The sequence below is a fragment of the Streptomyces sp. NPDC002643 genome (genome assembly GCF_053592555.1).
In genome coordinates this window covers 421,698-440,059 of record NZ_JBSFVY010000002.1, presented here as the reverse complement: position 1 = coordinate 440,059, position 18,362 = coordinate 421,698, and the positions used below count along the sequence as shown (strand labels likewise).

The 18,362-nt window shown below is 71.6% G+C and carries 17 protein-coding genes and 1 pseudogene; 10 read left to right on the top strand and 8 right to left on the bottom strand.

What is annotated here, in order from left to right; all coding sequences use genetic code 11:
- Positions 1 to 32 precede the first annotated feature (32 nt).
- Positions 33 to 713, top strand: coding sequence for a hypothetical protein (locus tag ACWD4G_RS04600; RefSeq protein WP_451290701.1), 681 nt, complete (start codon positions 33 to 35; stop codon positions 711 to 713).
- Between the two features lie 56 nt (positions 714 to 769).
- Positions 770 to 823: pseudogene (locus ACWD4G_RS04595) on the top strand (hypothetical protein); the annotation flags it as partial.
- Here ACWD4G_RS04595 and ACWD4G_RS04590 read toward each other — a convergent pair.
- Both ACWD4G_RS04590 and ACWD4G_RS04585 read right to left on the bottom strand, forming a co-directional pair.
- Positions 816 to 1,859 carry a tetratricopeptide repeat protein gene (locus ACWD4G_RS04590; RefSeq protein ID WP_451290775.1) on the bottom strand — a complete coding sequence of 348 codons (1,044 nt, stop codon included), beginning with the start codon at positions 1,857 to 1,859 and terminating at the stop codon, positions 816 to 818. The pseudogene ACWD4G_RS04595 and the gene ACWD4G_RS04590 sit on opposite strands and share 8 nt — an antisense overlap.
- 1,325 nt (positions 1,860 to 3,184) lie before the next feature.
- Positions 3,185 to 3,631, bottom strand: a complete 447-nt coding sequence (locus ACWD4G_RS04585; protein ID WP_451290700.1) for a hypothetical protein — start codon at positions 3,629 to 3,631, stop codon at positions 3,185 to 3,187.
- A 160-nt stretch (positions 3,632 to 3,791) separates the two neighbouring features.
- Here ACWD4G_RS04585 and hemC point away from each other — a divergent pair, with 160 nt between their 5' ends.
- From hemC to ACWD4G_RS04570, 3 genes are all read left to right on the top strand, one after another.
- The gene (hemC, locus tag ACWD4G_RS04580; protein WP_451290699.1) at positions 3,792 to 4,724 is read left to right on the top strand and encodes a hydroxymethylbilane synthase; all 933 of its coding nucleotides are present in this window, start codon (positions 3,792 to 3,794) and stop codon (positions 4,722 to 4,724) included.
- Between the two features lie 152 nt (positions 4,725 to 4,876).
- Positions 4,877 to 5,233 (top strand): hypothetical protein, encoded by a 357-nt coding sequence (locus tag ACWD4G_RS04575; RefSeq protein WP_451290698.1) that lies wholly within the window; start codon positions 4,877 to 4,879, stop codon positions 5,231 to 5,233.
- Positions 5,230 to 5,481: a hypothetical protein gene (locus ACWD4G_RS04570; protein WP_451290697.1), complete on the top strand. Its 252-nt coding sequence runs from the start codon at positions 5,230 to 5,232 to the stop codon at positions 5,479 to 5,481. Before ACWD4G_RS04575 ends, ACWD4G_RS04570 begins: the two co-directional genes overlap by 4 nt.
- 100 nt (positions 5,482 to 5,581) lie before the next feature.
- On the opposite strand, the gene ACWD4G_RS04565 is transcribed toward ACWD4G_RS04570, so the two are convergent.
- From ACWD4G_RS04565 to ACWD4G_RS04555, 3 genes are read right to left on the bottom strand one after another with little or no spacing between them, the layout of a single operon-like run.
- On the bottom strand, positions 5,582 to 6,382 hold the full coding sequence (locus ACWD4G_RS04565; RefSeq protein ID WP_451290774.1) for a sugar phosphate isomerase/epimerase family protein: 801 nt from the start codon (positions 6,380 to 6,382) through the stop codon (positions 5,582 to 5,584).
- Between the two features lie 59 nt (positions 6,383 to 6,441).
- A complete protein-coding gene (locus tag ACWD4G_RS04560; protein ID WP_451290696.1) occupies positions 6,442 to 7,596 on the bottom strand; it encodes a dihydrodipicolinate synthase family protein in 1,155 nt (384 codons plus the stop codon).
- On the bottom strand, positions 7,593 to 8,744 hold the full coding sequence (locus ACWD4G_RS04555; protein WP_451290695.1) for a Gfo/Idh/MocA family protein: 1,152 nt from the start codon (positions 8,742 to 8,744) through the stop codon (positions 7,593 to 7,595). Before ACWD4G_RS04555 ends, ACWD4G_RS04560 begins: the two co-directional genes overlap by 4 nt.
- A gap of 344 nt (positions 8,745 to 9,088) precedes the next feature.
- Between ACWD4G_RS04555 and ACWD4G_RS04550 the strand changes: the two genes are divergently transcribed.
- The 3 genes from ACWD4G_RS04550 (at position 9,089) to ACWD4G_RS04540 (ending at position 13,151) form a co-directional block, all read left to right on the top strand.
- Entirely contained in the window at positions 9,089 to 10,132 is a 1,044-nt protein-coding gene (locus tag ACWD4G_RS04550; RefSeq protein WP_451290694.1) for a LacI family DNA-binding transcriptional regulator, read from the top strand.
- Positions 10,133 to 10,565: 433 nt separating this feature from the next.
- Positions 10,566 to 12,119 (top strand): hypothetical protein, encoded by a 1,554-nt coding sequence (locus ACWD4G_RS04545; RefSeq protein ID WP_451290693.1) that lies wholly within the window; start codon positions 10,566 to 10,568, stop codon positions 12,117 to 12,119.
- Between the two features lie 90 nt (positions 12,120 to 12,209).
- Positions 12,210 to 13,151, top strand: coding sequence for a bifunctional helix-turn-helix transcriptional regulator/GNAT family N-acetyltransferase (locus ACWD4G_RS04540; protein WP_451290692.1), 942 nt, complete (start codon positions 12,210 to 12,212; stop codon positions 13,149 to 13,151).
- Here ACWD4G_RS04540 and ACWD4G_RS04535 read toward each other — a convergent pair.
- Positions 13,102 to 13,470: a hypothetical protein gene (locus ACWD4G_RS04535; protein WP_451290691.1), complete on the bottom strand. Its 369-nt coding sequence runs from the start codon at positions 13,468 to 13,470 to the stop codon at positions 13,102 to 13,104. The genes ACWD4G_RS04540 and ACWD4G_RS04535 overlap by 50 nt on opposite strands.
- Before the next feature lie 257 nt (positions 13,471 to 13,727).
- Here ACWD4G_RS04535 and ACWD4G_RS04530 point away from each other — a divergent pair, with 257 nt between their 5' ends.
- On the top strand, positions 13,728 to 14,537 hold the full coding sequence (locus tag ACWD4G_RS04530; RefSeq protein ID WP_451290690.1) for a sugar phosphate isomerase/epimerase family protein: 810 nt from the start codon (positions 13,728 to 13,730) through the stop codon (positions 14,535 to 14,537).
- Positions 14,538 to 14,862: 325 nt separating this feature from the next.
- Entirely contained in the window at positions 14,863 to 15,822 is a 960-nt protein-coding gene (locus ACWD4G_RS04525; protein ID WP_451290689.1) for an MHYT domain-containing protein, read from the top strand.
- 43 nt (positions 15,823 to 15,865) lie between these two features.
- On the opposite strand, the gene ACWD4G_RS04520 is transcribed toward ACWD4G_RS04525, so the two are convergent.
- Positions 15,866 to 16,609 (bottom strand): Type 1 glutamine amidotransferase-like domain-containing protein, encoded by a 744-nt coding sequence (locus ACWD4G_RS04520; RefSeq protein ID WP_451290688.1) that lies wholly within the window; start codon positions 16,607 to 16,609, stop codon positions 15,866 to 15,868.
- Positions 16,610 to 16,697: 88 nt separating this feature from the next.
- Complete coding sequence (aroA, locus tag ACWD4G_RS04515; RefSeq protein ID WP_451290687.1) at positions 16,698 to 17,945, bottom strand: 3-phosphoshikimate 1-carboxyvinyltransferase; 1,248 nt, start codon at positions 17,943 to 17,945, stop codon at positions 16,698 to 16,700.
- Positions 17,946 to 18,362 lie beyond the last annotated feature (417 nt).

Sequence of the window (18,362 nt, the reverse complement as noted above, 5' to 3'; positions counted from 1 at the left end):
GGGAAGATGGGGACATCCGTCGAGGTGACGCCATGACCACGACCACGACGACCACGCCGCCGACCGCTCCGGCGGAACCGTACACGGTCCGTACGTTCCTGCTCGGCCCGGAGTCCTCGGACTCGTCGGACCCGGCCGACGCCCTGGCCGGACCGCTGCACGACGGCGGCGCGACCAGGCAACTCCTCGGCAGGACGGGCCGTCCCCTCAGCCCCGCCGCCGATCACGCCGTGGAGCATCAACTCGCCGGTTCCATCGACTCGTTCCTCACCCTCGACGTCTTCGACATCGCGGCCGGCGGCTGGCGCAGACACGCCGCGCTCACCGACGCGGCCCACCGTACGCGTGCCGCGCCCGGCAGCGAGGAGATCGTGGCCCTCGCGCAGCACGAGATCGACTCCCACCACCACCCGTACATCGACGTCTACGTCGACGGCGCCAAGATCGGCACCCTCGATGTCCTGCTGGACCTGCTGTTCCGGATCGACGGTCTCGTGGCGGTCGTACGGGACGCCCACATCGTGGCCATCCGCAGCGGGAGTTGCGTCCTGGACGCCATGCTCGCCGCCCAGGAGATCCCGTTGGCGCAGCGGCAGGGCACGCTGGACCTGCCCGGCATCTGGCGTCTGCACACCCCGCTGCCCATCCTCACCGCCGACCGGGCGTCAGCCCCTGACGCGTCCCCCGACGCACCGCCCAACCCCGCCTCTTGAGCGGCCGCCGCTCCGGGAGGCGCCGGGGCCGAGGCCAGGCGGCAGGCGTTCGGCACGTGTGTCGGCGACCTCGCGACTCCAAGAACACGCCCGGCCCGACCCTCACCCTGTCCCCCACGGCGTGGACCGGCTTCCTTCCGTACGTGGTCCGGGGGTGGCCAGGGTCGGCTGGGCGCGAGCCCAACGCTCGTTGTGCGCGGCTGCCTTGAACATGAGCGCTATGCCTTCGCCGTGGAAGTCGCCGGTCTCGTGGAAGACGGCAGCGGCCCGCGCGTAGGCGTCGAAAGCTTCGTCGAACCGCGACGCGGCCCTGAGGGAACGGCCGAGGTTGCTCAGCACCATCCCTTCGCCATGGCGGTGGCCGGTGTCGCGGAGAATGGCGAGAGCCTGCGAGTGAGCGTCGATGGCCTCTGCGAAGCGCCGCAACTCCGAAAGCGCGCTGCCGAGGTTGGCCAGCGCGATTCCCTCGCCCTGCCTGTCACCGAACTCGCGACAGATGGCCAAGCTCTGGGTGTGAGCGTCGACGGCCTCGTCAAGCCGCCGCTCCTCTCTCAGCGCACTACCAAGGTTGGTCAGGGCCATGCCTTCACGACGGCGGTCACCCGTCTCGCGGAAAATGGCGACAGCCAGCGTGTGAGCGTCAACGGCCTCCTCGAACCGCGACACTTCCCTGAGGGAGAGACCGAGGCCGTTCAGGGCTCTGCCTTCGTCGTGGCGGTCCCCCAGCTCGCGGCAGATGGCCAGGCAGCGAGTCTGGGCATCGATCGCCTCCGCATAGCGCCGATCCTTTCTCAGGGTGTCACCCAGGTTGTCCAGGGCGGTGCCCTCGCGATGGCGATCACCGGTCTCACGGGAAATCGCGATAGCCCGCGTATAAGCGTCGACGGCCTCCCCAAACCGCCGTACACCCTCCAGGGCGATACCAAGGTTGTTCAGCGCGGCGCCCTCGCCGGGGCGGTCACCGAGTCCACGGATGAGGGCGAGGGCTTTGGTCGCGACGGTGATCCAGTCGACGAAGGCACGGCGCGCGTTCAGGTAGTGGGCGAGGGCGGCGGCGAGCGCGACGCCGGTTTCGGGACGGCCCAGGGTGGGAGCCGCGACAACGGTGGCGATCAGGTTGTCACGTTCGTCGTCCAACCAGGCCATGGCGGTGGCGCGGTCCGGGAAGCGGGGGGACACGCGGTCGTGCGGGACCTCCACATGGGTGGCGGCAGCCAAGGTGGTGCGCTCGTAGTGGTCCAGGAGGCGGTCCTGAGCAGCGGCGCGCTGATCCGCGTCCCCGTGAACGAGCCCGTGGTCGTCGGCGTACAAGCGCACCAAGTCATGTAGCCGCCAACGACCCCACTTTCCCCCTGACTCGATCAGGTGGGCACGGGCCAGGTCCTGGAGCATTTCCTCGACCGAGATCTCGTCGGCGTCCGTGCCCACAAGGCGGGACACGCTCTCCGTCGACACATCCGGGCCGGGATTGAGCGGCAACAGCCGGAACAGGCGGGCGTGTTCGGCGTCCAGGTGCTCGTAGGAGAGGTCGAAGGCGGCGCGTACCGCGCGGTCCTCTCGGCGTAGGCGGTCCAGACGTGAATGCTCGGCTTCGAGGGCCCTCGCCAGGGAGGCCAGGGGGCGGGCCGGGCTGTCGGCGAGGAGCGCGGCGGCGATGCGCAGGGCCAGGGGCAGACCCGCGCAGAGGCGGGCGACTGCCGCAGCCGCCCCCGGGTCGTCGGTCACCCTTGTGTCGGCGGGGCCCCTGGCCTGGTCCAGCGCCTGGCGCAGGAGGTCCACCGACGCGGTCTCGTCCAGGGTGTCCAGGTCGTGGAGGCGGGCGTCGATGTCGAGGGTGTGGCGGGAGGTCAGGAGTGCCGCCGTCGTGCCGTCGGCCGGGAGGAGCGGGCGGGCCTGGTCGGCGCTGGAGGCGTTGTCGATGACGACCAGGATGCGGCGGTCCCGTTCGGCGTAGGTGGCGAGCACGCTGCGGTACAGACGCGTACGGTCCTGGAGGTCGGCGGGGACCACTTCTCCGGGGATGCCCAGGGCGCGCAGCAGGCCGTCCAGGGCACGTTCGGGAGTGACGCGGCGCTCGGCGTCGTGGCCGAAGAGGTCGACGAACAGCACCCCGCCCGGGAACCAGTCCGGCTCGTCCCGCGCGAGCGTGGCCGTCTGGACCGCCAGTTCCGTCTTGCCGACGCCCGCCAGCCCGGCCACCGCCGTCACCAGTACCGCCCGTTGTCGTACCCCACCGCCCGGGGCCAGGCCCTGGAGCAGTCGCTTCACATGCTCGTCGCGGCCCGTGAACGTCGGGGACGCGGGCGGCAGGCCCGACAGCGCCGGGGTGATCCGCGGGGGCAGGACCACGTTGATGTCGCGGCCCTGGATGACCGTGTGGAAGAACACCCCGTCGCTGATGCGGTTCGACGTACCCCGGCCGGCGGCGCCGTCCGGGTCGGTCATGGGGTCGGCCCCGGTGGTCATGGCGTTCAGCCGTGCGTGGGCCCCGCACCGCCCCCCGGAGCGGCCGGGGGCGGGCCGTTGGTGATGGTGGTCTGGCTGATGTCCCTGCCCATCACGACCGGGGCGTTGTAGGTGCCACCGCTGATCGTGTTGTTCACCGCGCCGTCCCCGGTGCGTACCAGCTTCGCCTGTTCCTGCCACTGCTGGAGGCCCGTGTGGAAGTCGGCGTCCAGTGCGGCGCGTACGGCCAGGGCGGTGCTCAGGGCCTGCGCGTGGGCGGGGTCGGCCGGGGCCCGGGTGAGGGTGGTGAGTTCCGCCTCTCCTGAGCTGATCGCGGGGACGTGAGCACCCTCCTGGCCGCGCCGGAACGGCCGGCGTACCAACTCGCTCAGGCTCGCCCAGGACTGCCGTCCCAGCTCCCCACCGGCGCCACCCGCCAGGGCCGCCAACAGTGCCACCGATACCGGCTCCATGCCCGTCCCACCCTCCGTAGCCACGTCCTCACCAGAAGAAGTGGACACGCTACGAGAAACTTCGGTTCCCCGCACCGGCCCCGCCGCATCGGTCCGCCGCCATGGCCCACTCGTTCGAGCGTGGTCAAGGGCCCCGGCCGGGAAGGGCTATCGTGCTTTCATGGCGCAGGACTTGATTCGTATCGTCTCCCGTGATTCGCCCATGGCGCTCGCTCAGGTGGAGCGGGTCCGGGCCGAGTTGGCCGTGATCCACCCGGGTGTGCGTACCGAGGTGATCCCCGTGAAGACCACCGGGGACAAGTGGATGGGCGATCTGTCCAAGGTGGAGGGCAAGGGGGCGTTCACCAAGGAGGTCGACGCCGCGCTGCTCGCCGGGGAGGCGGATCTCGCCGTTCACTGTGTGAAGGACATTCCCGCCGATCGGCCGCTTCCGGCGGGGACGATGTTCGCCGCGTTCCTCAAGCGCGACGACATCCGGGACGCCCTGGTCGACCCGGCCGGGCGCACACTGGACGAGCTGCCCGACGGGACGCGGATCGGTACCTCCTCCGTACGGCGGGTCGCTCAGCTCGCCGCCTCGCATCCGCGGCTGGAGTGCGTGCCGTTCCGGGGCAACGCCAACCGGCGGCTGGAGAAGCTGGCCGCCGGTGAGGTCGACGCCCTGCTGCTGGCCGTGTCGGGGCTGGAGCGGATCGGCCGTACGGACGTCATCTCCGAGGTCCTGTCCGTGGAGACGATGATGCCGCCGATCGGCGCGGGCGTCCTCGCCCTGCAGTGCCGGGAGGGCGACAGCGACACCATCGACATCGTCAGCGACCTCGGCAACCCGGACACCCACCGGGAGACCACCGCCGAGCGCATGCTGCTGCACGTCCTCCAGGGGCACTGCAACAGCCCCATCGCCGGATACGCCCGCGCCGAGCGGAACGGTGAACTCTCCCTGCGCGCCTCGGTGTTCACCCCGGACGGCAAGACGGTCCTCAACGCCCACGAGTGGGCCGGCCGCCTCGACCCGGCCACCCTGGGCACATCCGTCGCCGTGGCCCTCCTCCGCCAGGGCGCCCGCGATCTCATCGACGGGATCGCCCACTAGATCGACCAGGTCGACAGTCGACCGGGTTCCCGGCCGGCCGGCGGGGGTTCGGCAGTGGTCGGCGGGAGCCCCGCCCAAGCCCTGGTCCGGTGCCGATGTCAGTGGCCGCCAGTACGGTGGGGTCCAAGGAGCAGTCGAAGAAGGAGCCTCGCGTGACCACGCAGCCTGACTACGGGAGTGAGCTGACCCCGCGCCCGGAACGAACCCCCGAAGCGGTCCGCGTCGCACTGGCCCGCATCGCGCCTCACCGGCTCGGGGAAATGGAGCAGCATAAAGAGCAGGCGCTGAGCGCGGCCATCCAGGACGGCAAGATCGGCCACCTCCAGCACTGGCTGACGCACTGGCAGACGCAGGTCGAGATCGAACGCCGATCCGACCTTCACGCCCGCCACCAGGCCGCCCTCGCCGCGTTGAACAACACCGCCGACAAGGACGACCCCACCTTCCGGGCGGCTGTGGACACCCTCCGCGCCATCGAGGCCGAAGCACTCCGGGCGGTGTCCGCATGACGTGGAGGTGGGAGTACGACCCGGACGAGGAACACGTCGCCGGAGGGGCCCCACCCGCGTTTCTCGCCGAGGTGGAGAAGAAAGCCGACGAGCTCGTCCGCGCCGCCGCCGCGTTCTACCTCGACGGCACCTCATACCAAGAGGCAGGCCCGAAGGGGAACGTCACGCATGTCCCGGGTGGGTTCTTCCTCTACTTGATCGTCCCCCGCCACGAGTGCCTCTACATTCACCAGGTGACCTATCTCTGACCGCCCCTGTCCGCCATGCTCAGGCCATAGCGGAAGCCTGCCTTCCACCCACTCGGCGGTGGGCAGAAGGCAGGCCGGGGTCTGTCGCTCGCCGGTCGGGTCAGTCAGCCGCGTGTTCCACGAACCGCCGTGCCGTCTCCGTCAGGAGTTCGCGGCCGTCGCGGGCCCACAGGTCGTCGTTGAAGAGTTCGACCTCGATGGGGCCCGTGTAGCCGGCGGCCTCCACGTAGCCCTTCCACTCCCGCATGTCGATCGAGCCGTCGCCGATCTGACCCCGGCCGGTGAGGACTCCCGCGGGCAACGGGGTGATCCAGTCGGCCAGTTGGAAGGTGTGGATACGGCCGGAGGCGCCCGCGCGGGCGATCGCCGCGGGGGCCGTGTCGTCCCACCAGATGTGGTACGTGTCGACCGTCACGCCCACCTGCTCCGCCGGGAAGCGCTCCGCGATGTCCAGGGCCTGGCTCAGGGTGGACACCACACAGCGGTCCGACGCGAACATGGGGTGCAGGGGCTCGATGGCCAGCCGGACGCCGTTCGCGGCGGCGTACGGCCCCAGCTCCGACAACGCATCGGCGATGCGCTCCCTCGCGCCGTGCAGGTCCTTCGAGCCGGACGGCAGACCGCCGGAGACCAGGACGAGGGTGTCCGTGCCCAGCGTCGCCGCCTCGTCGATCGCCTTGCGGTTGTCGGCCAGGGCCGCCGCCCGCTCCGCCGCGTCGATCGCCGTGAAGAAACCGCCCCGGCAGAGCGTCGTGACCGCGAGGCCCGCGTCACGGACCAGCTTCGCCGACGCCTCCAGGCCGTACGCCGCGACCGGCTCACGCCAGAGGCCGACGCCCGGGATGCCCAACTCCACGCAGCCCTCGACCAGTTCGGGCATCGACAGCTGCTTCACCGTCATCTGGTTGATGGAGAAGCGGGAGAGGTCGCCGAGGGCGGAGGGAGTGCTGTTGCCGTCGCTCACTGGGCCACTCCGTACAGGGAGAGGAGGTTCTTCATCCTGGTCTCCGCCAGCGCCGGGTCCGGGAACAGGCCGAGGCCGTCGGCCAGTTCGTAGGCGCGGGCGAAGTGCGGGAGCGAGCGGGCCGACTGCAGGCCGCCGACCATCGTGAAGTGCGACTGGTGGCCGGACAGCCAGGCCAGGAAGACGACGCCCGTCTTGTAGAAGCGGGTCGGGGTCTGGAAGAGGTGGCGGGAGAGTTCGACGGTGGGGTCGAGGAGTTCCCGGAAGCCCTTCACGTCGCCCGTGTCCAGGACCCGGACCGCCTGCGCGGCCAGCGGGCCCAGCGGGTCGAAGATGCCGAGGAGGGCGTGGCTGAAGCCCTTCTCGTCGCCCGCGATCAGCTCGGGGTAGTTGAAGTCGTCGCCCGTGTAGCAGCGGACGCCCTGCGGCAGCCGGCGGCGGATGTCGATCTCCCGCTGGGCGTCCAGCAGGGAGACCTTGATGCCGTCCACCTTGTCCGGGTGGGCCGCGATGACCTCCAGGAAGGTGTCCGTGGCCGTGTCGAGGTCGCTCGAACCCCAGTAGCCCTCCAGCGCCGGGTCGAACATCGGGCCCAGCCAGTGCAGGACCACCGGCTCGGCGGCCTGGCGGAGCAGGTGGCCGTAGACCTCCAGATAGTCCTCGGGGCCCTTGGCCGCCGCCGCGAGCGCGCGCGAGGCCATCAGGATCGCCTGGGCGCCCGACTCCTCGACGACGGCCAGCTGCTCCTCGTACGCCTTGCGGATCTCCTGAAGGGAGGCGGGTCCGGTGAGCTGGTCGGTGCCGACGCCGCAGGCGATACGGCCGCCGACCGCCTTGGCCTCGGCGGAGCTGCGGCGGATCAGCTCCGCCGCGCCCGCCCAGTCCAGGCCCATACCGCGCTGGGCGGTGTCCATCGCCTCGGCGACGCCGAGCCCGTGGGACCACAGGTGGCGGCGGAAGGCGAGGGTCGCGTCCCAGTCGACGGCGGCCGGGGAGTCCGGGGAGACGTCGGCGAAGGGGTCCGCCACGACGTGGGCCGCCGAGAAGACCGTACGGGAGGTGAGGGGGGTGCCGGCAGACACCAGCAGGGGTTCGGTGCGGGGGGTGTAGGTCTTGAACCCGCCGTTTCCATCGGGGAGTTGGATCGTCACAGCTGGATCTCCGGGACCTCGACGCGGATGCCCTCGGCCGAGGACTTCAGGCCCAGCTCGGCGAGCTGGACGCCGCGGGCGCCGGCCAGCAGGTCCCAGTGGTAGGGGGCGTCGGCGTAGACGTGCTTGAGGAACAGCTCCCACTGCGCCTTGAAGCCGTTGTCGAACTCGGCGTTGTCCGGCACCTCCTGCCACTGGTCGCGGAAGGAGTAGGTGGCGGGGATGTCGGGGTTCCAGACCGGCTTGGGGGTGGCGGAGCGGTGCTGGACGCGGCAGTTGCGCAGACCGGCGACCGCCGAGCCCTCCGTGCCGTCGACCTGGAACTCCACCAGCTCGTCGCGGTTGACGCGGACGGCCCAGGAGGAGTTGATCTGGGCGATCGCGCCGCCGTCCAGCTCGAAGATGCCGTACGCGGCGTCGTCGGCCGTGGCGTCGTACGGCTTGTCCTGCTCGTCCCAGCGCTGCGGGATGTGGGTGGCGGTGAGGGCCTGGACCGACTTCACACGGCCGAACAGCTCGTGGAGGACGTACTCCCAGTGCGGGAACATGTCGACGACGATGCCGCCGCCGTCCTCGGAACGGTAGTTCCAGGAGGGGCGCTGGGCCTCCTGCCAGTCGCCCTCGAAGACCCAGTAGCCGAACTCGCCGCGGATGGAGAGGATGCGGCCGAAGAAGCCGCCGTCGATGAGGCGCTTCAGCTTGAGCAGGCCGGGGAGGAACAGCTTGTCCTGGACGACGCCGTGCTTGATGCCGGCGGCGTTCGCGAGACGGGCCAGCTCCAGGGCGCCCTCCAGGCCGGTGGCCGTGGGCTTCTCGGTGTAGATGTGCTTGCCGGCCGCGATCGCCTTCTTGATCGCCTCCTCGCGGGCGGAGGTGACCTGGGCGTCGAAGTAGATGTCGACGGTCGGGTCGGCCAGAACGGCGTCCACGTCGGTCGAGATGTGCTCCAGGCCATGGCTGTCGGCCATGGCCTTCAGCGCGTGCTCGCGGCGGCCGACGAGGATCGGCTCCGGCCACAGCACCGTGCCGTCGCCCAGGTCCACACCGCCCTGCTCGCGGATCGCGAGGATGGAGCGGACGAGGTGCTGGCGGTAGCCCATGCGCCCCGTCACGCCGTTCATGGCGATTCTCACCGTTTTGCGTGTCACGTTCGGCCCCTTCGGTTGTCTGCCGTGCTGATATTTCGCTTGCTTGTTCGGCCGTTCGTTCTGATGTGGCAGTTCCGAGCGTGACAGCAAGCGCTTTCTATCTGATGAGAAGCTAGCCTCTGAGCAGCGGTCTGGACAAGACCGTAGGGGGGTCGAGTTGTTCGAGGGGGCGAACGGTGATCGCGGTCGTATGGTTCCCCGGACGGGCCGCGAGGCTTCCTGGGCGGGGCCGTGGGCTGCCGGGCGGGCCATGGGCTTGCCGGGCGGGGCCGTGGGTTTGCCGGGCGGGCCGTGGGGTTCGTCGATGACTCGAACGAGACGCGTGTACCGGAGGACGAGTAACGATGACTGTGACCCTGGCGGACGTGGCGGCGCGCGCACAGGTGTCTCCCGCGACCGTCTCCCGGGTGCTCAACGGGAACTATCCGGTGGCCGCGTCCACGCGTGAGCGCGTGCTCAAGGCCGTGGACGAGCTGGACTACGTCCTCAACGGTCCCGCCAGCGCACTCGCCGCCGCGACCTCCGATCTGGTCGGCATCCTCGTCAACGACATCGCCGACCCCTTCTTCGGGATCATGGCGAGCGCGATCCAGTCGGAGATCGGGGGGCCCGGGGGGCGTGCGGGTGGGGAGCGGCTGGCCGTGGTGTGCAACACCGGGGGCTCGCCGGAGCGGGAGCTGACGTATCTGACCCTGCTGCAGCGGCAGCGGGCGGCGGCGGTCGTGCTGACCGGTGGGGCGGTGGAGGACGCGGCGCACGGGGCGGCGGTCGGGCACAAGCTGCTCAGGCTGGCGGAGGCCGGGACCCGCGTGGTGCTGTGCGGACGGCCGCCGGCTCCCGAGGCCATCGCGATCACCTTCGACAACCGGGGTGGCGGGCAGCGGCTCACCGAGCATCTGATCGGGCTGGGGCATCGGCGGCTCGGCTATATCGCCGGGCCGGAGGAGCGTACGACCACGCGGCACCGCCTGGAGGGGCATCGGGACGCGCTCGCCGCCGCCGGGATCGAGGACGTTCCGGGGCGGACGGTGTACGGGCGGTACGACCGGAGGTCCGGGTACGAGGCGACGCTGGAGCTGCTGCGGCGGGACCCTTCGCTGACCGCCGTGGTGGCCGCCAACGACACGGTCGCGCTGGGCGCGTGCGCCGCGCTCCGCGACTCCGGGCTGCGCATCCCGGACGACGTCTCGGTCGCCGGTTTCGACGATCTCCCGTTCAGCATCGACGCGGTTCCCTCGCTCACGACGGTCCGGTTGCCACTGTCGGAGGCGGGTGCCCGCGCGGGGCGGATCGCCATGGGCCGCGAGGAGCCACCGCCGGGCGGGATCGCCATGGTGCGGGGGGAGTTGATGGTGCGGGGGTCTAGTGGGGGGCCTCGGGTGGGGTGAGGGGCGGGTCGCTCTGCGGGGGCGGGGAGGGTTGCTCTGCGGGGGCGGGGAGGGTGATCGGCCAGGTGGCTGCGCGCATGGCCGGGCGGGTGGCTGCGCGGACGACGGCGCGCATGACCGGGCTCGTGACCGGGCAGGCGGCTGCGCGGACACCGACGAAAGGCCGCGCACGTGACCGGACGGACGACAACGGCCGCCGTAGCCGCGCATCTGCCCGATGAGTGACCGGGCATACAACGACACGCACGGCCGGGCTCGTGACCGGGCAGGCGGCCGCGCGGACAGCCGACGGGAAGCTGCGTGCATGGCCGGGCGGACGTCGGCGCGCAGGGCCGGGCAGGTGGCTGGGCGGAGGGCCGGGCACGTGGTCGTGTGCGTCTGATCGCCTCGTAAATCCCCGACCCGTCAGGGGCGTCGCAGGCAGGATGCTGCCGTGGATCACATTCTGTGTGGGCTCGCCGCCAATCCGGCTCTGCCGGATGAGTTGGTCGATCGGCTGATCGCCGTCGCCGATGAGGACATCGCTCTGAGCCTCGCCGATCGCGCGGATCTCAGTCGGGCGCAGGCGGTCGCGTTGGCCGGGCGGGTGGACGAGAGCGCGGTGGTGCTCGCGTACGGGGGTCGGCTGACCGCCGACGACATCGATCCCTCCGGTCGGCCGGATGCCGCCCTCGCCCTGCTCGACGAGGGGGTCGGGCCGCCGGAGTGGGCGCGGCTGCTGGCGGCCGACCCGGTCCGTGGGCGGCGGGAGAAGCTGGCGGCCTGCCGGGGTCTCCCGGCCGACGTGGTGGACGCGCTCGCGGCGGACCCGGATGTACGGGTCGTCGCCGAGCTGGCGTGGTGGACCACCCCCGATGTGGCCGAACGGCTCGCGGCGCATCCGCACGCCGAGGTCCGCCGCGCGGTGGCGGGCAACGAGGCCGCTCCCCCGGCCGTACTGGCGGCGCTGGTGACCGGGGAGGGACTGCCCCCGGCGCGGCACTGTGTGGTCTGCGACCGCGAGGAGACCCCCTTCGTTCACCATCCGCACTGTCCGCGCCCCGACTGCGAACTGCCGCCGGGCGCCTCCTGCGACGGCTCCCACGAGTCCACCGTCCATGAGATGCGGGAGGCGGCACTGCGCAACCCCGCCACCCCCGTCGACGCCGTCGTCGGTTTCGTGGACCATCCGTCGGCACTGTTGCGCCGGGCGCTCGCCGCCCGCCGGGACCTGCCCCGGGATGTCTGCGCCCGGCTCGCCGCGGACCCCGTTCCCGGTGTCCGCGCCGACCTCGCCGGCAATCCCGCACTCGACGACACCCTGATCCGCGCACTGGCCGACGACCCCTGCGTCGACGTACGCCGCGCGCTCGCCCACCACGCCCGCGTACCGCTCGACGTGCTCGCCCACCTCGCCCGAACCGCCAAGATCGGCGCCGTTCTGCTGCCCCGTGTCGCCGCGCTCTCCCCCGCCGAGGTCGAGGAGCTGGCCGGATCACCGGACCCGGCGGCGCGGATGCTCGTGGCCCAGCGGCGCGATCTGCCGCCCGGGATACGTGACCGGCTGGCCGGCGACCCCGACGCGAAGGTGGTCAAGGCCGTCGCTCCGCACCCGGGCCTCGCCGAAGCGCGGTTGCGGGCCATGGTCGACCGTCATGGTGTGCGTGTCCTGGCCAAGGTCGCGACCAATCCGGACGCGTCGCCCGCGCTGCTGGAGGACCTGGTCCGGCACGAACCGGCGGTGCCGAAGGTGCTCCGCGAGGTGGCCGGGCATCGCGGGGCGACGGCCTCGGCGCTGCTCGTCTGTCTGACGGACACGCGGGCGAGACGTGTGGCCGCCGGCCACCCCGCGCTCCCACCGTCGGTCGTCGAGGGACTGCTCACCGACCCCGACCGGCAGGTGGCGGAAGCGGCGGCGGCCAACCCGTCCCTGCCGCCTGCCGTGATGGCGGATCTGCTGCAGGCCAGGCCACCAAATCCTGACTCAGTCAGCTATTCTGCTGACTGAGTCAGAGAAACAGCTGGAGCAGGCAAAGCAATCAAGGCAAGCAGGGCAGCTGATCACGAAGCGGCAGGTAGTGACAGGGGGCGATCGTTCATGACCGTGCAGGAGATTCGGGCGTTCAACCGGTTCTATACGAATGTCATCGGGGCGCTCGACTACGGGCGTCATCTCTACGCCCCCTACACCCTCACCGAGGCCCGCGTCCTGTGGGAGCTGGCGCACGCCTCGCGGGCCGATGCCGCCGATCTGCGGGCCGAACTGTCGTTGGACTCGGGGTACTTGAGCCGGTTGCTCGGGAAGTTCGAGAAGGACGGGCTGGTGGAGCGGGCGCGGTCGGGGCGGGACACCCGGCGGCAGCGGGTCGCCCTCACCGCCGCCGGGCGGGAGACGGCCGCGCTGCTGAGCGAGCGGTCCGACGAGGCCGTCGGCGTCCTGCTGGCCACCGTTCCGGCCGCCGACCGGCAACGGCTCGCCGAGGCCATGCGCGACATCCGCACCGTCCTGGGCGACCGGCGGCGCACCCCCGGCCCCGACGATGTGACGCTGCGCGAGCCCCGGCCCGGCGATCTCGGCTGGATGGTGCAGCGCAACGCCGCGCTGTACTCGGCCGAGTACGGGTGGAACGCCGAGTACGAGGCGCTGGTGGCCCGGATCGTCGCGGACTACGCCGAGGGGCGCGATCCGGCTCGGGAGCGGGTGTGGATCGCCGAGTTGGACGGGCGGGCGGTGGGGGCCGTGATGTGCGTACGGGACGCGGGGACGGAGGGCGCCGCCCGACTACGACTGCTGCTCGTCGAGCCCGACGCCCGGGGGCTGCGCATCGGGGACCGGCTGGTGGGCGCCGTCATCGACTTCGCCCGCGCGGCCGGATACCGGGAGGTGATCCTTTGGACGAACGACTGCCTGACCGCCGCCCGACGGATCTACCAGCGCCACGGCTTCACCCTCACCGCCGAAAAACCACACCACTCGTTCGGCACCGACCTCATGGGCCAGGACTGGCGACTGGACCTGGGCGGGGGCATGGACGGCTGATCCGCGCGGGGTGGGTCCAGGGGGCGGCGTGGGCGGATTCGGCGGCTTGACCGGCGCGGGCGCGGGCGGCGTACACATGGGCGGCGCGGGCGCGGGCGGCGCGGGCGCGGGCGGCGCGGGCGCGGGCGGCGCGGGCGCGGGCGGCGCGGGCGGCGCGGGCGCGGGCGGCGCGGGCGTGGCCGGCGTAGGCGTGGCCGGCGTAGGCGCGGGCGGCGCGGGCGCGGGCGGCTTGGGCTCTCCGGCCGCGCGGCATGGGCCCCACGGGAGCGTCGGCCGCCGCCCCGACGGCATGGCGCGGCACCGTCGCCTGGCGGGCCACACGGCATGGGGACGTCCAGCGGCGGCCCGAACAATCCGGCGACACCCAGCGGCGGCCCGCACAGCACAGGCCGCACCCACCCACGGCCCACACCACCCGGCAACACCCAGCAGCGCCCCGCACAGCACAGGCCGCACCCACCCACGGCCCACACCACCCGGCAACACCCCGCAGCGCCCCGCACGACGCGGCGGCATCGCATGGCGGGCCGCACGGCGTGCTGGCAGGGGCGGGGATGCCGAGTAGGGTCCGAAGGCATGAGACTCGCCTTCTCCACTCTCGGTGTTCCCGGTCTTCCCCTTGCCGATGTCGTGGCGCTCGCCGTCGCGCACGGCTATCACGGGGTCGAGTTGCGTGCGCATCCCGAGGAACCGGTTCATCCGGGGATCGACGCCGCCGAACGGGCCGATGCCGTCGCCGCGTTCGAGGCCGCCGGGATCGAGATCGTCGGGCTCGCCGGGTACGCCCGGGTGGCGGCGCCCGGGGAGGACGGGCCGGTGCTGGAGGAGATCCGGCAGCTGGTCGAGTTGGCGCGGGACTTGGGGGCGCCGTTCGTACGGGTCTTCCCCGGTGGGGGCACGGCGGGCGGGGGGCAGAGCGCGGAGGAGGCCGATGCCGTCGCCGCCCGGCGGCTGGGCGTCGCGGCGGAGATCGCGGCCGAGTGCGGTGTACGGATTCTGCTGGAGACCCATGACTCGCACCGCACCGGCGCCGACGCGATCCGCATCCTCGGCCCGGTCGGGCACCGTAGCGTCGGGGCGCTGTGGGACGTGATGCACACCTGGCTCGGCGGCGAACAGCCCTCCGAGTCCTACGCCGCCCTCGCCCCCTTCCTCGGCTATGTCCAGGTGAAGGACATCGCCTCGGCCGACGACACGACCCCGCTCCCGCTCGGCGCCGGTGTGCTGCCGCTCGCCGAGTGCGTGGACCTGCTGTCCCGCAAGGAGTGGGACGGATGGCTGTGCTGGGAGTACGAGAAGCGGTGGTACGAGGGCGCCGCGCCGTTGGAGGGGTTGCTGGGGGCGGGACGGGAACACCTCGGACGGTTGCTCAACGACGCGGCATAGCTGTAGCGGCAGCAGTAGCAGTAGCAGTAGCAGTAGCAGTAGCAGTAGCAGTAGCAGTAGCAGTAGCAGTAGCAGTAGCAGTAGCAGTAGCGACAGTCATCGCCGTCGTACCGCTACGTCAAACTCTGGCCCTAGCTTGAAATCTCAAGCTCAGCCGGGATTTTGAACGTAAATCAGCCCCCAGCCACCCAAAGCCGATCACCCCTCGACTAAATACCGTCAGTAACTCCCGGAAAACGGAGCGCTTCGGTACGCGCTTACACCAGACTGACGTCCCGCACGCCTGCCAACGGTCAACTGGCCATGTCTTGGGGGGATTTGGCATATGCAAGGGACAGTCGACGATTTCAGCTACGGCGCGGTCACCCCGGTGGCCGCGTACATCATGGCCTGCCTCGGCGGAGCGCTCGGACTGCGCTGTGTGGTGAGGTCGGTCTACAACGAGAAGTCCTGGAAGCCCGGTTGGCTCGCGCTCGGCGCCGCCTCGATCGGCACCGGCATCTGGACGATGCACTTCATCGCGATGATCGGCTTCCGGGTGAAGGAGAGCCGCATCCACTACGACGTCGGCTTAACCGTGCTCAGCCTCGTCGTCGCGATCGTGGTGGTCGGCATCGGGATCTTCGCGGTCGGCTACCGCGGGGTCAGCGCCCGCACCCTGTGCACGGCCGGCGGCGTCACCGGCCTCGGGGTCGCCGCCATGCACTACCTGGGCATGGCCGCCCTCAAGATGAACGGCTACATCCAGTACGACATCTCCGTCGTCGCCCTCTCCGTCGTCATCGCCATCGTCGCCGCGACCGCCGCGCTCTGGGCCGCCGTGTCGATCCGGGGCTTCCTCACCAGCCTCGGGGCCAGCCTGGTCATGGGCGTCGCGGTGTCCGGGATGCACTACACCGGGATGGCCGCCGTCGGGGTCCATCTGCACGACACGGGTGCGGGCCGCCTGAGCGGCGAGTCCCCCCTGTCGATCCTGCTGCCGATGCTCATCGGGCCCGTCCTCTTCCTGCTGCTGGCCGGAGTGGTCGTGATGTTCGACCCGATGCTCGTCCTGGGGGAAGGCGAATGGAGCCGGCCCGCCGGTGAGCGCCGGCGGTTCGCGGCACGGCGGACGGAGGAGGACCGCCGGCGGGCGGCGGCCACCCCCTGGCAGGCCGACCGGCCCGATGTCCCGCTGGCCCACCCGGACCCGGACCACGCCGGCCCACGCTCGTTCTTCGACCCTCCGGTACGGCAGCGGCGACAGCAGCCGCAGGGGGCCGCGCCGCGCGTCCACAAGTGGTGAGGGAGCGCCGTCGAGGGCGCCGCACGCTGCCGTCCCGCGACCCTCAGCCTCTCGGCTCCGGAAGCAGCCTCGGCTCCAGCCGCTCCTCCGTCGCCTTGCCGTCGTCGTCCCTGCGGACCACGTACGCGGCCCTGCCCGGGATCTCCGTGACCGCTTCCACGAGTTGGGTGCCCCGGTAGACGAGGCCGACGCCGTCGTCCGTGCAGTGGGTTTCCGGGAGGGTGCCGCCCGCAACGAGGTCGTGGACCAGGGGGCGGCGGCCCGCGTCGCTGTCGTAGTGGACGCCGTTGCCGTACGGGAGGTACGCCAACGCGTCCGTCACCGGGCGTAGTCGGGGGCCGAAGGAGTCCGTCGTGCCGCCCTGGAACCAGCAGATCGAGCCGGCGCTGACGCCGCTGAGGACGACGCCCGACCGCCAGGCGCGGCGGAAGACGTCGTCCAGGCCGTGGACGCGCCAGACGGCGAGGAGGTTGGCGACCGAGCCGCCCATGACCCAGATGACGTCCTGTTCGAGGACGGCGCCCTCGATGTCCTCGATGTTGGGCATGGGGAAGAGCGCGAGCGGGGTCAGATCGAAGCCCGCGACCCGGGCCGCCTCGCTCATCCGGGCCGTCATGTGCTCGGAGTCGCCGACCGCCGTACCGACGTACATCACCTTCGGACGGCGGCCGTCGACCCCCGAGAGTTCCACCGCGTGGTGCACCAGGGAGTGGAAGGTCACCCGGGTGCGGTCGCCCAGGCGGTGGCCGCCCGAGGTGGCGACGATGGTGGGTTCGGAGGCGGTCATGGCCGGGAGGGTAGCAATACGTCCATCGGACCCCTCCCGGCTCAGCTGTTGTAGGGGCGTTGCGTGGGTTGTGGGTTGGTCGGTTGCCTCAGTCGGTGGTCGGCAGTTCCTTGCGGAACTCCGCGAACACCTCGTGGAATTCCGGGAACGTCTTCCGTACGCAGCCGGGGTCGTCGAAGGTGATGCCGGGGGTACGGAGGCCCGTCACCGCGAAGGACATCACGATGCGGTGGTCGCCGTAGGTCTTGATGTCCGTGGTGGGGGTCGGCCGAGCGCCTGGGCGGATCTCGATCCAGTCCGGGCCCGTGGCCACGTCCACGCCCAAGCGGCGGAGGTTCTCCGCGCAGGCCTCCAGGCGGTCGCACTCCTTGACGCGGGTGTTCGCGACGTCCTCGATGCGGACCGGGCCGGAGGCGAAGGGCGCGATCGCGGCGAGGGTGGGCATCGTGTCGGAGATGTCCCGCATATTGACGGTGAGGCCGCGCAGTTCGCCGGTACCGGTCACCGTCGTGCCGTCCGCGCGTACGTCCACGCGGGCGCCCATCCGGCGCAGTACGTCCACGAAGCGGAGGTCGCCCTGGAGCGCGCCGGTGCCGAGGCCGGGGACGGTGACCTCGCCGCCGGTCAGCGCGGCCGCGGCGAAGAAGTAGCTGGAGGTGGAGGCGTCCGGCTCGACGGCGTAGGTGGTGGCGCGGTAGCCGCCGGGGGCGACGACGTACGTACGGCCCTCGCGGCGGACGTCCGCGCCGAATTCCTTCATCATCGCCGTCGTGATCTCCACGTACGGCTCCGAGACCAGGTCCGTCACCGTGATGCGCAGGCCCTCGCGGGTGAGGGGGCCGAGGAGGAGCAGCGCGGTGAGGTACTGGGAGGACTGGCCGGCGTCGAGGGTGACCTCGCCGCCGGTGACGCCGTTCGCGACGATCCGCAGGGGGTGGTGGCCCTCGGCCTCCTCGTGGGTGAGGTCGACGCCGAGGTCGCGCAGGGCCTTGGAGAGGGGGGCGAGGGGCCTGCGGCGCATCTGGGGGGAGGCGTCGAAGCGGTACGTGCCGTGGCCGGCTGCCGCGAGGGTGGGGAGGAAGCGGGCGGTGGTGGCGCCGTCCCGGCAGTAGACGTCGGCCTCGGTGACCGCCGGGCCCTGCGGGCGGCCGTCGACCTGCCAGGAGTCGGGGGTACGGCCCACGCGGTAGCCGAGCCGGGTCAGGCCTTCGGCGAAGCCCTCGGTGTCGTCGGAGCGGAGGGGGTGGAGGAGGGTGGTGACGCCGTCGGCGGCTGCGGCGAGGAAGAGGGCGCGGGCGGTGATGGACTTGGAACCGGGGGTGTGGACGAGGGGCATCCGCCCATGGTGGCTGGTGAGGGGGGTTGTGTGTCGCCGCGTCCGGAAGGTGGACCGGGGTGTGGTGCCGGGCGTTCGCCTTCCGGGGTGGGGGGGGTGGGGGTGCGTTGGCGGGTGCGGGTGGGTGGGGGCTGGTCGCGCCCACGCGGCGGAGCCGCATATGTCACTGCCCCGCGCCCCTGAAAAGCATGGGCTGCGCCCAGCTTTTCATCGGCCCGAAGGGCCGGTTTCAGGGCCGCAGGCCCTGTCTTTTAGGGGCGCGGGGAACTGCGCGAGCAACCACGATCCACCCGCACTCGCCAACGCACCCCGAACCCCCGAGCTACTAGGCGCCCCCATCCACCCCACCCCTACCGACTTCACGGAATCCCCCGATTCGTGGAACCCACCCGCACACACCCTCGTCCAACCGCCATG

What these genes read in the sequence shown, in the direction of transcription:
- ACWD4G_RS04600 (WP_451290701.1), top strand. Translation starts at nt 33, where the DNA reads ATGACCACGACCACGACGACCACGCCGCCGACCGCTCCGGCGGAACCG.
- ACWD4G_RS04590 (WP_451290775.1), bottom strand. Translation starts at nt 1,859, where the DNA reads ATGGCCTGGTTGGACGACGAACGTGACAACCTGATCGCCACCGTTGTC.
- ACWD4G_RS04585 (WP_451290700.1), bottom strand. Translation starts at nt 3,631, where the DNA reads ATGGAGCCGGTATCGGTGGCACTGTTGGCGGCCCTGGCGGGTGGCGCC.
- hemC (WP_451290699.1), top strand. Translation starts at nt 3,792, where the DNA reads ATGGCGCAGGACTTGATTCGTATCGTCTCCCGTGATTCGCCCATGGCG.
- ACWD4G_RS04570 (WP_451290697.1), top strand. Translation starts at nt 5,230, where the DNA reads ATGACGTGGAGGTGGGAGTACGACCCGGACGAGGAACACGTCGCCGGA.
- ACWD4G_RS04565 (WP_451290774.1), bottom strand. Translation starts at nt 6,382, where the DNA reads ATGACGGTGAAGCAGCTGTCGATGCCCGAACTGGTCGAGGGCTGCGTG.
- ACWD4G_RS04550 (WP_451290694.1), top strand. Translation starts at nt 9,089, where the DNA reads ATGACTGTGACCCTGGCGGACGTGGCGGCGCGCGCACAGGTGTCTCCC.
- ACWD4G_RS04540 (WP_451290692.1), top strand. Translation starts at nt 12,210, where the DNA reads ATGACCGTGCAGGAGATTCGGGCGTTCAACCGGTTCTATACGAATGTC.
- ACWD4G_RS04530 (WP_451290690.1), top strand. Translation starts at nt 13,728, where the DNA reads ATGAGACTCGCCTTCTCCACTCTCGGTGTTCCCGGTCTTCCCCTTGCC.
- ACWD4G_RS04525 (WP_451290689.1), top strand. Translation starts at nt 14,863, where the DNA reads ATGCAAGGGACAGTCGACGATTTCAGCTACGGCGCGGTCACCCCGGTG.
- ACWD4G_RS04520 (WP_451290688.1), bottom strand. Translation starts at nt 16,609, where the DNA reads ATGACCGCCTCCGAACCCACCATCGTCGCCACCTCGGGCGGCCACCGC.
- aroA (WP_451290687.1), bottom strand. Translation starts at nt 17,945, where the DNA reads ATGCCCCTCGTCCACACCCCCGGTTCCAAGTCCATCACCGCCCGCGCC.